Source organism: Bradyrhizobium sp. Bra78 (assembly GCF_024519855.1).
Taxonomy (GTDB): domain Bacteria; phylum Pseudomonadota; class Alphaproteobacteria; order Rhizobiales; family Xanthobacteraceae; genus Bradyrhizobium; species Bradyrhizobium japonicum_G.
This window is the reverse complement of record NZ_JALJRE010000022.1, coordinates 61083-72899: the sequence shown is the minus strand read 5'-3', so window position 1 is coordinate 72899 and position 11817 is coordinate 61083. Positions and strand designations below refer to the sequence as shown.

12 protein-coding genes are annotated in these 11817 nt (G+C 64.2%); 6 read left to right on the top strand and 6 right to left on the bottom strand.

Annotated elements, in window-relative coordinates:
• The first annotated feature begins 15 nt into the window (after nucleotides 1-15).
• Together OC450_RS32925 and OC450_RS32920 are read left to right on the top strand one after the other, a co-directional pair.
• Nucleotides 16-714, top strand: coding sequence for a GntR family transcriptional regulator (locus tag OC450_RS32925; protein ID WP_256809208.1), 699 nt, complete (start codon nucleotides 16-18; stop codon nucleotides 712-714).
• Between the two features lie 284 nt (nucleotides 715-998).
• Nucleotides 999-1415 (top strand): SRPBCC family protein, encoded by a 417-nt coding sequence (locus OC450_RS32920; RefSeq protein WP_262049406.1) that lies wholly within the window; start codon nucleotides 999-1001, stop codon nucleotides 1413-1415.
• 90 nt (nucleotides 1416-1505) lie between these two features.
• Here the strand turns inward: OC450_RS32920 and OC450_RS32915 are convergent, their stop codons facing one another.
• Together OC450_RS32915 and OC450_RS32910 are read right to left on the bottom strand one after the other, a co-directional pair.
• Nucleotides 1506-1913 (bottom strand): hypothetical protein, encoded by a 408-nt coding sequence (locus tag OC450_RS32915; RefSeq protein ID WP_262049405.1) that lies wholly within the window; start codon nucleotides 1911-1913, stop codon nucleotides 1506-1508.
• A 61-nt stretch (nucleotides 1914-1974) separates the two neighbouring features.
• Nucleotides 1975-2142, bottom strand: coding sequence for a hypothetical protein (locus OC450_RS32910; RefSeq protein ID WP_211387095.1), 168 nt, complete (start codon nucleotides 2140-2142; stop codon nucleotides 1975-1977).
• A gap of 527 nt (nucleotides 2143-2669) precedes the next feature.
• On the opposite strand from OC450_RS32910, the gene OC450_RS32905 reads away from it, so the two are divergent.
• From OC450_RS32905 to OC450_RS32895, 3 genes are read left to right on the top strand one after another with little or no spacing between them, the layout of a single operon-like run.
• Complete coding sequence (locus OC450_RS32905) at nucleotides 2670-3623, top strand: sugar-binding protein (protein ID WP_211387094.1); 954 nt, start codon at nucleotides 2670-2672, stop codon at nucleotides 3621-3623.
• 32 nt (nucleotides 3624-3655) lie between these two features.
• Nucleotides 3656-5173 carry a sugar ABC transporter ATP-binding protein gene (locus OC450_RS32900; RefSeq protein WP_211387093.1) on the top strand — a complete coding sequence of 506 codons (1518 nt, stop codon included), beginning with the start codon at nucleotides 3656-3658 and terminating at the stop codon, nucleotides 5171-5173.
• A complete protein-coding gene (locus OC450_RS32895) occupies nucleotides 5170-6195 on the top strand; it encodes an ABC transporter permease (protein ID WP_211387092.1) in 1026 nt (341 codons plus the stop codon). The genes OC450_RS32900 and OC450_RS32895 overlap by 4 nt, the downstream gene beginning before the upstream one ends.
• A 37-nt stretch (nucleotides 6196-6232) precedes the next feature.
• On the opposite strand, the gene OC450_RS32890 is transcribed toward OC450_RS32895, so the two are convergent.
• The 4 genes from OC450_RS32890 to OC450_RS32875 form a co-directional block, all read right to left on the bottom strand.
• Nucleotides 6233-6466: a hypothetical protein gene (locus tag OC450_RS32890; protein WP_211387091.1), complete on the bottom strand. Its 234-nt coding sequence runs from the start codon at nucleotides 6464-6466 to the stop codon at nucleotides 6233-6235.
• Nucleotides 6463-6762 (bottom strand): hypothetical protein, encoded by a 300-nt coding sequence (locus OC450_RS32885; RefSeq protein WP_211387090.1) that lies wholly within the window; start codon nucleotides 6760-6762, stop codon nucleotides 6463-6465. The genes OC450_RS32890 and OC450_RS32885 overlap by 4 nt, the downstream gene beginning before the upstream one ends.
• Before the next feature lie 160 nt (nucleotides 6763-6922).
• A complete protein-coding gene (locus tag OC450_RS32880) occupies nucleotides 6923-9460 on the bottom strand; it encodes a TonB-dependent receptor (RefSeq protein ID WP_410050532.1) in 2538 nt (845 codons plus the stop codon).
• Nucleotides 9461-9614: 154 nt separating this feature from the next.
• The gene (locus tag OC450_RS32875; RefSeq protein ID WP_211387088.1) at nucleotides 9615-10973 is read right to left on the bottom strand and encodes a histidine kinase; all 1359 of its coding nucleotides are present in this window, start codon (nucleotides 10971-10973) and stop codon (nucleotides 9615-9617) included.
• A 192-nt stretch (nucleotides 10974-11165) separates the two neighbouring features.
• On the opposite strand from OC450_RS32875, the gene OC450_RS32870 reads away from it, so the two are divergent.
• A complete protein-coding gene (locus OC450_RS32870) occupies nucleotides 11166-11786 on the top strand; it encodes a response regulator transcription factor (RefSeq protein WP_211387087.1) in 621 nt (206 codons plus the stop codon).
• The last annotated feature ends 31 nt before the right edge of the window (nucleotides 11787-11817 follow it).

Below are 11817 nucleotides of genomic sequence, written 5' to 3'. Positions count from 1 at the left end.
TTTTGATGGACGCTCATGAACTCTGACCTGCAGACCCCGAGGGCGGACCAGCCGGCCACACTGGCGACGACGATCTATGCGCGCCTGAAAGCCGACATCCTGACCACGCGGCTGGAGCCCGGACGCAAGCTGCAGTCGCGCTTCCTCATGGAGCAGTACAATGTCGGGCAGACCCCACTGCGCGAGGCCCTCAATCGCCTGACCACGGAAGAGTTCGTCGTCGGCATGGAGCAGCGCGGCTTCTATGTGAAGGAGGTCAGCAAGGACGAGCTTCAGGAACTGACCAAGACGCGGTGCTGGGTCGAAGGCCTGGCGCTGCGCGAGTCCATGCAGAATGCGACCCAGACCTGGGAAGAGGCTCTGCTGGTTGCGCATCACCGGCTCGATCGTACGCCGCGTTCGCTCAAGCCCGATACATTCGAGAACAATCCGGATTGGGAGAAGGTGCACCGCGCGTTCCACGCGACGCTGATCGGTCTTTGCGGTTCACGGCCGCTGCTCGGCTTTTGCGAGCAACTCGCCGACCGGCTCTATCGCTATCGCATGATGTCGATTGCAAAGGCGTATCCGGCACGCAAGGTCGGTGCTGAGCACAGTCACATCCTTCAGGCAGTACTCGCCAAGAATAGCGAGCAGGCCGTGCACCTGCTTCAGCAGCACTATCAGCGCACCGCCGACGTCATCTATTCCGACTTCGACGGATTACTGGCGTAGCTCGGCGGCGGCACAATGGCGGCTGTCCAGCGGTTTCAAAAGAGCCGGCGGGCCGGGCCGCCCGTCAGGTTAGGACCCGCCGCTCGAGTCGCAGCATGTCGCTGCGCTCCCCACGGACATTCGGACGACGCATTTTTCATATTTTCAACGGCTCGACCTTGTCGGCACGGACCGGTTTCGATCGTCCTTGGATGGACGCATCCAGGACGTGCCGTAGATGGCCCCCGCGCACTGACGTGACGCGTCACCTTGAACCGTCGAAATCGAACCAGGAGCAATGCCCCATGAGGATCACCGTCGAAACCAGCGTCGCAGCCCCCATCAATCAGGTCTGGCGTGCCTATACAACGCCTTCCGACATCATGCAGTGGAACGCCGCGTCGAACGACTGGCACACCACCAGGGCGACGGTCGATCTGCGCGAAGGCGGCGCCTTCTCGTCACGCATGGAGGCCAAGGACGGCAGCATCGGCTTCGACTTCGCCGGCACCTACACGAAAATCGACGAGCACAAGCGGATCGAATACGCGTTCGGCGATCGCAAGGCCGAAGTCGAGTTCGTGCCCGGCCCGAAGGGCATTGTCGTCCGCATCACCTTCGACAGCGAAGCGACGCACTCGGTCGAGCAGCAGCAAGGCGGCTGGCAGGCGATCCTCGACAATTTCGCACGATACGTGGAGGCAAGGAAGAAGACATCGTGACGGCGTGTGGGGCAGACGACCACCGCGTCGCCCAGACCTCAAGGTCGGGGCGACGCGCGGCAGCAGCCATCAACCAAATGGTTTGCGCGATCAGCGCGAGCGCTTCGGCAATTTCGGCAGCTTGTCGGGATTGAACGAAGCGACCTGCCCGGTTCGTTCGGGTGCGGGCGGCTGCTGCTCCGTGCGAATGAGCGTACCCTGAAGGATCATTCCCGGCACCTGCGCGGCCGTCGCCGTGTAGGTGGCGACCTTGCCCGGGCAGCTTCCCTCGATCTCCAGCGTGAGCTCGTCGTCGACGCCGAAGACCGTTGCACGTCCGTCGGTGTGGCGCTTCGTCGATACGGTGGCGGTGAAGCGATCGCCGTCGACCTTGCAGAAGCCGTGATACGTCATCAGGCTGTCGCAGCCCCAGATCTGTCCGTCTGCGACATGGACTATGCCGGTGCCTTGATCGAGCGGCGTCTTGTACCACGCCGTGTAGCTGCCGTCCTTGAGCATGGGAGCAGTCTCCCCTGGCATTCCCGCGTGCATCATCCGCATGATCAGAGCTAACAAAGCGTTAATCGCGCGGCCCGTGCCAATCCGGTCTGTCCCTGCGCAGCTCGGCTTCAAGGTCCTCGATGATGCCATGAAGCAGACATGCGGCAAGCGGATCAGTCACCTCCCGCTCCAAGCGCCTGTAGCGCGCGATCTGGAATTCCTGCTCTCTCAACTGGTGCTCTGTCATCGGACGGGCCCTCCGACGAACCGACGCAGAGACAGCCGAACAGTTTCGTTAAAGTTTTCGGATCATTTGCCATGGTTTCCGAGCGGTTAAGGCGCGAGGGGTGCCCCGGCGCTCGAAAAGGCGCGCAGGGGCAAACGCTGGTGCGATGTCCGAGTCAATCTCCGATGCTCCACCCAAGGCGGGTAGCTGAGAGTGGACCAGCTTGATAAGCCTCCTGCTTCTGCATGTTGCGCCGCAACCGTCGGCAGCGCACGCCGCCGCCTTGCTTGCAGGATGGCGGCGATGCCGAGCCAAGCACCGCTTAGAATTGCGATGAACCTCGCTTTCAATTGCACGCTCGGCGTGCTTCTGCTACGTTGAGGTACGTGCCTCATTTCACCTCGCGAGGTAGCCGGTGACCCGCCTCTGCCGCGAAGTCGCGGATGGCGGCTGATCTGCACGCATCTCGGGGACGGAGGCATGCGCTCAATTCGAGCTCAAGCAGAGTTGGCCGTCATCAAAGGCCGACCGCCTAAGGGGAGGATGATATGCAGCGTCTCTTGGTTGCAGGTGTGTCTGTTGCGTTCGCGATAGCGCTGGGCGTCGGCTCGGCTGATGCGGCGGACAAGAAGGTTCTGGCTTTCGTCGTCAACGGCGCATCCGACTTCTGGAAGATCGCCGAGGCCGGAATGAAGAAGGCGCAGGGCGAACTGCCCAACTACGAACTCCAGTTCAAATATCCGGAACAGGCTGCCGCCGCCGTGCAGCAGCGCGTGATGGATGACCTCGTCGCCGCCGGTGCCGCTGGCATCATGGTCAGCGCGGTCGATCCGAAGAACCAGACCGAACAGCTCAACAAGGTTGCGTCCCAGACGGTGCTGTTCACCACCGACAGCGACGCGCCGCAATCCAAGCGCGTGGCCTATATCGGCTCCTCCAACACCGATCTCGGCAAGGAGGCGGGAAAGCTGATGGTCAAGGCGCTTCCTAACGGCGGCAAATGCGTCGGCTTCGTGGGCCTGCCCGGCGCCGACAATGCGCGCGAGCGCATCGAAGGCGTGAAGGAGACGATCAAAGGCTCGAAGGTCGAGCTCGTCGACGTCCGCGGCGACGAGATCGACCAGACCCGTGCCAAGCGCAATGTCGAGGACATCCTCGCAGCCATGCCCGATGTGAGCTGCCTCGTAGGCTTCTACTCCTACAACACGCCGCGCATCTACGAGGTACTCAAGGAGGCAGGCAAGCTCAACAAGATCAAGATCATCGGCTTCGACGAGGATCCGATCACCCTCGGCGGCGTCAAGGAAGGCACCATCGTGGGCACGGTGGTGCAGCAGCCGTTCGAATGGGGCTATCAGGGCATGAAGCTGATGGCGAATTACATCGGCGGCAACAAGTCGGGCATTCCGGCCAACGGCATCATCATCGTGCCGGGCAAGGTCATCGAAAAGGCGAACGTCGACGACTTCATGAGCTCGATGAAGCAGATGCTGAAGAAGTAGGAGGATCGGTGCTGCGCGCAGCGCGGCCTGCCATGCCAGAGCCTTTTCTCGAGCTGGTCGATATCAGCAAGATCTATCCCGGCGTGGTCGCTCTCGACCACGTCGGGCTAGAGGTGTCGGCCGGCGAGGTGATTGCCCTGGTCGGCGAGAACGGGGCAGGCAAATCCACACTGATGCGCGTGCTCGGCGGAATCGTGGAGCCGAGCGGCGGCGTGATCCGCGTCGACGGCATCGAGCGAAGCTCGCTCGCCGTGGCGGATGCGATCAAGGCGGGCATCGCCTTCGTCCATCAGGAATTGAACCTCTTTGACAATCTCGATGTCGCCGGCAATGTCTTCATCGGCCGCGAGCCCGTGCACGGCGGGCCCTTGCGGCTGATCGACCGCAAACGGCTCTATGCCGATGTCGCTCCGCTGCTCGAGCGGCTGGGCTGCGATTTCGCACCGGACGCGCCGCTCGCCGAATTGTCGCTGGCGCAGCGCCAACTCGTCGAGATCATGAAGGCGCTCTCGCTCGATGCCCGTCTCGTCATCATGGACGAGCCGACCTCGAGCCTGACGCTCACCGAGACGGACCGCTTGATGCGGGTCGTCGCCGGCCTGAAAGCTCACGGCGTCAGCGTCATCTTCATCACACATCGCCTCAACGAGGTGATTCAGTGCGCCGACCGCGCGGTCGTGCTGCGCGACGGGCGCATGGTCGGCGCGCTCACGCGCGCGGAGCTCTCGCCGGCGGCGATGATCAGGCTGATGATCGGCCGTGATCTGAAATCGCTCTACATTCCGCCGGCTGCACCGCCCGGCGACAGCGCGATCGAGATCATCAATGCCGTCACCGACACCTATCCGGACCGTACCGTGAGCCTGTCCGTCCGCCGCGGCGAGATTCTTGGACTGGCCGGGCTCGTCGGCTCTGGACGCACGGAGCTTGCGCGCGCCGTCTTCGGCATCGACCGATTGCGTGGCGGCACGATGAGACTCGATGGCGAGCCGATCCGCATCGCCAGCCCGCGCGCCGCCATCGATCGGGGCATCTATCTGGTTCCGGAGGACCGCAAGATCTCGGGCCTGCTGCTCGACGTCTCGATCGCCGAAAACATCTCGCTGCCCGATCTGGCGTCCTACTCGCGCTTCTGGCTGGTCGATACGGCGCGCGAAAACAAGAATGCCTCGCGCCAGCGCGAGCGTCTCAATATCCGCGCGCCCGACGTCGCCACCGCGGTCCGCTCTCTGTCGGGAGGCAACCAGCAGAAGGTTGTGCTCGCCAAATGGCTGTCGATGCGGCCGAAGGTTCTGATCTTTGACGAGCCGACGCGCGGCGTCGATGTCGGCGCCAAGCAGGAGATCTACGACATGCTGCGCCGCCTGGCCGACGCCGGCGTCGCGATCCTGATGATCTCCAGCGACATGGAGGAGGTGATCGGGGTCAGCGACCGGATCGCAGTCATGCACGAGGGCGCGATCTCGGGTTTCCTTGATCGCAGCCAGTTCAGCGAGCACAATGTGCTCCAGCTCGCAGTCGGCCACTCAGTTGAGGCGGAGGGAATTTGACAAAGAAAGACCTCAGCCTTCTGGTTCTGATCCTCGTGGTTGGAACCGTCGTCGCCCTCATCAATCCGAGATTCCTGTTCGTAGGCAATCTCTCCAACACCGCCAACCAGGTCGGACTGTTCGGCATCTTTTCCATCGCGGAAGCTTTTGTGATCATCATCGGCGGAATCGAGCTGTCGGTTGGTTCCGTGATCGCGCTGCTCGGCGTCCTCTTCATCGACCTCATCGTCAATCATGACATCAACTGGATCGCCGCAGTCGCGATGATCGTCGCGGCTGGGCTCGCGATCGGCCTGATACATGGCACCCTGGTGACCAGGATGCGGATCCAGCCTTTTGTCGTGACGCTGTGCGGTCTTCTGATCTATCGCGGCGCGGCGCGCTACTACACCGAGGACGCGACGGCGGGCTTCGGCTTCGGTGCGAGCTTTCCCATGCTGGAATGGCTGACCGCCGGCCGCACCAACGTGCTGGGCTTCCCGCTGCCGCACAGCGTGGTGGCGCTCGCGGTGGTAACCGTCATCGCCTGGGTGGCGCTGCACCGCTCCGTGTTCGGCCGCTATCTCTATGCCGTCGGCAAAAACGAAGAAGCGGCGCGCTACTCCGGCATTAGCTCAAACCGGGTGACCATCTCGGCCTATATCATCTGCGGCGGCCTGACCGCGTTTTCCGCAATCTTGATCGCGATGTACACCCGCTCGATCTCGCCTGCCGTGCATGGCTCGTTCTACGAGCTCTACGCCATCGCCGCCGCCGTGCTCGGCGGCTGCTCCTTGCGCGGCGGCGAAGGTTCGATCATCGGCGTCGTGCTCGGCACCGTGCTGCTCCAGATGCTGCAGAATCTCGTCAACCTCCTCGGCATTCCGAGCTCGCTCAATTTCGCGGTGATGGGAACGGTGATCCTGGCCGGGGTGCTCGGCGATCAGTATCTGGTCCAGCGGCGGCATCGCGCGAGTGCGGCCAAAGGCCTGGGGCAAACGAGCGTCGCGGCCGCACCGCTGGGGCGGGCGAAGGCGGAGTAGGCGGCGGACAGCGTGGCACCGGGACGGGTCCTCGATGTCACGGCACGTCGCCGTTGCTGCGACTTCCGCCGATGCTGTGCGGCTTGTTGAGGAAGAACTCCCGATTGCCGAGAGCTGCTTCCGCGTACTGGTCGATCGCGACCTGGATGGCCTCGATGTGCATGCGGCACCAACCCTCGAGGCAGGACAGGCGCCGCGCATGATCGAGCGCCTTCAAAAATTCCGGCGGCTCCTGCATGTCGGAGAAGTAGGTCGGCCTCTGTCCTTTCATGCCCGTGCCGCCTCTCGCGGCGGGACGAGACGACGCCGCTCGATACGGAGGCGCGGCGGCGTCGGCTTTCGGCGGGGAACGAACAGGCTGGCGACGACGATCGGGTCGGTGTCTCCGAGCGCGGCCCGCTCCTGGACGAGCCCGCTCATTACCGTACGCATCTTCATGACCTCGTTGGCCACGAAAGTGCAGTCCTCGTCCCGGTTGATCTGTTCATGCATGATCGCTTCAGCCTCACGCATGCTGATACGTAACGCCCTGATGATCTTACGGATTTCATTGATGCGGTTGTCCATGGCTCGCTCCCTTGGCTGGACGACCAGCATAAGAACAAAACATGAACAATGAGTCAATCGGCCTGAGGTAGAACACAGCCGTGGCGACACGCCGCGCCGGCGCACCGACGAAGCCCCCCTCCTCGTCACCCACACCGGCCCCGGGCTTGCCGGGCCGGGCTCAGAACGTCACCCTCATCCCCGCATAGAACGCGCGCGGCCTTGCCGGGCTGAGCGAACGCGGGTCGTTGAAGTCGGCGCCGCCGTTGGTGAAGTTGGGCACGGCTCCCGTGTCGAAGAACTGTCCGTAGGTCGCGTAGCGTTTGTCGAAGATGTTGTCGACCTTGCCGTAGAGCTGGAAATTCTTGGTCACCTGGTAGGAGGTGTGGAGATTGAACACGGTATAAGACGGCAGCTTCGCATATTGATTGGACTCGTCGCCGACCAGATATTGGCTGGAGACGAAGATCGCGTTGCCGCCGACCTTCCAGACGTCGGTCACGGCATAGTCCACGCCGACCTTGACGCGGTGACGCGGGATCGCCGGAAGCTGGTTGCCGGGCGAGACCTGGATGTTGCCGTCGGCGTCGGCGAACGGGCTGTTCGAGCCGATGGTCAGTGCGTCGAGGAAGCGCGCATCGACGAAGGCGTAGCTCGCCTGGAACTGAAGCGTCGACGACTTGATGTTGATTTCGGCCTCGAGCCCCTGCCGCCGGGTCCGGCCGACATTGGAGAAATAGCCAAAGCCGGTGCGGCCGGGAACGGGGATAGCGACGATGTCGTCGTAATTGGTGGCGCGGAAGCCGCCGACTTTCCAGCCGAGCGTGCCGATGTTCAGCTCCCTGCTGCCGCGCAGGCCCGCTTCCACGGTCTTGGACACGACCTGCTTCAATGGCGGATCGGAGACGAGAAACGCGGCAATGAGACAGGGACGGGCCGGATCGGAGCAGCCGAGTTCCAGCGGCGTCGGCACGCGGTTGGCCTCGGAATAGCCGGCATAGGCGGTCAGCTCCGGCGTGATTTTGTAGGTGCCGCCGATCACCGGATTGAAGCGGGTGAAGGTGTGATCACCGTTGAGATCGGTGCCGAGTTGATCCTCCAGCGAGATGCGCGCCACGTTGAAACGGCCGCCGCCGGTGACGGCAAAGGCGTCGGTGATATTGAAAGTGTCCATCGCGTAGAGACCGTTATATTGGTTGACGGTCCGCAGCGAGACGGGACCGGCAACGGTATCAGGTACGCCGGTCGGCCCCAGGAAGAGTCCGCTGCCGCTGACGACGTAGTTTTCTCCGATCGAGCCGATCTCGGCGGTGGCGTTGTAGCGCGTGACGCTGGCGTCGTAGGTCGCGCCCATCACGAAGCGGTTGTCGTGCCCGAGCAGCTGATCGGTGTTGGTGGCCTGCCCCGACACGCCGAAGGTGGTCGATCGTATCGAGCTGCGGTCGATCTCGCCGAGGATGGTCCCGGACGGATACGGATTGGCAAGCTGCACGCCGCTCGTGCCATTCGCCGGTGTCGTGTCGTCGCCGAAGCACAGCAGCCCGGCGATGGCGCATTCCTGCGCGTCGGTCGGGTTGCCGTCGACGAGCTTCTGCTCGTAGCGGCGCACATGCGCGGTGCCTTCGAGCGTCCAGGTCGGCGTCGCATCGACCTTGCCGGTCAGGTTGAGATAGCCGACGCGGTTGGAGGTGGTCTGCGGGGTCGTGTAGGTCGCGCCCCAATATTTGTCGAGCAGCTCGGCGGGAACGGTGGCGCTGGCGCCGAAATCGTTCTTGGCGACGCCCATGTTGGCGTGGAATTCGCTGTCACCGGCCTTGTAGCCGACGTCGCCGTAGAAGCGCCGCACGTCCGACTGGGAGAAGTTGCGGAAACCGTTGTCGTGCAGGCCCTCGAGCGCGGCATAGACGGCGTAATTCTTGTCGACCGTCTTGCCCCATTGCGCCGAGCCCTGGATGCGGCCGAACGAGCCGCCCATCAGATCGAGCTCCGCGCCCTGATAGGTAAAGCCGTCCTTCATCTGCAGATTGATCGCGCCGCCCAGCGCGTTGAGGCCGAAGGCGGGGTTGTTGGTCACGAGCGTCACCGACCTGATCGCAGCGGTCGGGATCAGATCCCAGTTGACGGCGTCGGAGAACGCTTCGTTGATGCGGACGCCGTTCTGGTAGACCGCAAGGCCTTGCGGCGTGCCGGTCACGGGCGAGGCGACGAAGCCGCGGAATTCGACATCCGGCTGAAACGGATTGCCGGTGACTTCGGTGATGTTCACGCCGGCGATGTTGTCGCGGAGCGCATCGGTGACGTTCAGCGAGCCGGTGCGCCTGATCTGGCTGGCATCCACGGCGTTGATCGCCGACGGGACCTTGTCGACGTCGAGACCCCGGCCGGTGCCCGGCGAGGTCGGGTAGACGTAAAGGCGCGTCTTCGGGCTGGCGGATGACGCCGCCCCGACACGCGCGACCGGCCGCGTTGGCGCGCTGCGCCTCACGCTCGCCGGCGGCGGCGCGGTCACCTCGACCGGCGGAAGGTTCTGGACGTTGGTCTCCTCGTCCTGTGCCGCCCACACGGGGGCCGCGAAGACCAGCCCGGACACCAGCCCGCTCGAAACCGACGCCATCAACAAACGACGCTTGAACCCAAGACGCTTGAACCCAAGACGCTTGAACCCAAGACGCTTGAACCCAAGACGCTTGAATCCAACACGCCAAAGACGATTGCCCATCCCTGCCTTCCCATCCGTGATCACCGGCTGTTTTGATTTTCGCCGGTTGGTCGAGGGCGAGTGTAATCGGCAGCAAGGCGTGCGCCAGCCACAAAAGGTCGGGCCATATCCGCACCAATTTTCCCGACAAAATCGGGAATTCTTCCCGACGCGATCAGGCCACCGCCGTCGGAACCAGCGCTTCGACGGTCAGACCGCCATCGCCGGAGACGACGTTGAGTGTGCCGCCCAGCGCCAGGATCCGCTCGCGCATGCCGACGAGGCCGAAGCCGAGCTTCTGGCCCGGCTCCATGCCGCGGCCATTGTCGCTGACCCGCACCCGTGCGCAGAAGCGACCATCGCCCGATACCTGCTCCACCGGCTCGATGACGACGTTGACCGAGGTCGCGCCGGCGTGGCGGAACACGTTGGTCAGCGCCTCCTGCACGATGCGGTAGATGGTAAGGTCGGCGGTCTCGCCGGTGACGCCAAGCGCCGGCGAGATCACGGTCTCGATCGCGACATCGGGATGCGATTCCCGCCACAGCCGCGACAGCGATTCCAGCGCCTGACGCAGGCCGAGCTCGGCAAGGCCGACGGGGCGCAGACGCTCCAGCACCCGGCGATTGAACTGCTGGAGCGCGTTGATCTGCTCCAGCATGGCGCTGCCGTGTCTTCGCACGGCCTCGGCATTCGGGGCGCGTCCGTCCGCCTGCTTCGCCAGCGCACTGGCATGGGCGCGCAGCGAGAACAGGTAGGGGCCGAACTCGTCATGGAGCTCGCGCGCGATCTCCTTGCGCTCGACGTCCTGAAGCGACACCGTGCGTTCGGCGAGGCGCCGCTTGTCCTCGATCGCCTCGCTGAGCGTCGCCGCAAGATGGTTGAGCTTGGTGCAGATCGCTGCGAGTTCCGGCGCGCCGCCCGGCACGACGCGCGCCTGATAGCGTCCGCCCTCGAGCTCGGCCATCACATCCGCCAGGGACTGCAGCGGCGCCAGCGCCCGCCCGACCACATTCATCATCACCAGGAACAGCGCCAGCGCGATCACCGAGCCGACCTCGAGCTGGGTCACGATGCCGTCCCAGATCTCGGCGATCTCGTCGTCGGGGTGCGAGGTGATCAGCAGCGAGCCCGGCTTGCCGTGGATCGAGACCGGCACGCTCACCGCGGTCTGCTCGGGATGAACCAGACCGACGAACCAGGCCGGAGGCCCGCGCGTGTCGTCATCGGCGTCGCTCCGGGGCGGCGTCAGCGGACGACCGTCGCCGTCCCGAAGCGCGATGCTGACATGGCGCAGGCGGCTGAGGTCGCGCGCGATCTGGTTCAACCGCGCGTCAGGATCCGGCGCCTCGTTGAGGTCCGCAACGATCATCTCGATGAATTCGCGCGCCAGCCGGATCACGCTCTGGTCCTCGGCCTGCACGCGCGGCCCGGCTTCCGCGACCTGGCGGCCGATATTGACCGCGAGCCCCAGCGCCAGCAGCAGCGCCAGCAGCAGGTTGATGCGCGCGCGCAAGGATAGATTTTGCCACATTGGTGCCGCCTGTCGCCCCGCGAAGGTTGGCCCGCGCCTGTCCGGTGACGTTGACAGAGGCGAAGCGCCCGATATCTAATCGAAACCGTACAGCAATCCCGGCCGGGTTGCATGAGGCGACATGAGACGCGCATTTGTCTCGTCCGGTATCATGCGGCGGAAAACAGGTCGGCGCTGTCGCGAGGAGCGTCCATGCGCATTCTGATCGTCGACGATCATCCCATCGTGGCTTCCGGCTGCCGTGCCGTGCTCGCCGACGAAGGCGAGATCGAGATTTTGGAGGCCGCCGACGCCGAGGACGGCGAATGCGTCTTCATCGTCGAGCGCCCCGACCTCTCGATCATCGACATCAACCTGCCGACCGTCTCCGGCTTCGAGCTGGCGCGCCGCATCCTAGAGCGCGCGCCCGAGGCCCGCATCATCATGTTCAGCATGAACGACGACCCCGCCTTCGCCGCGCGCGCGATCGAATGCGGCGCCAAGGGCTATGTCTCCAAGACCGGCGACCCCGACGACCTCGTCGAGGCGATCCGCACCGTCGGAGGCGGCGGCACCTATCTGCCGAGCGCGATCGCGCGCAGCATCGCCTTCGCAGGGCCGACGCTGGCGCAAAGCCCGCTGTCGAAGCTGAACGCGCGCGAGATGGAGATCCTGCGGCTGCTCAGCGCCGGAAAGAGCCTGTCCGAGATCGCCTGGCTGGTGCAATCGTCCTACAAGACGGTCGCCAACACCTCCTCCATCATGCGCCAGAAACTCGGCGTCAAAACCTCGGTCGAGCTGGTGCGGCTGGCGATCGACAGTGGCGTCGCCTGACGCGCCGGCAGCTGCCGCAAATTCGGTCACA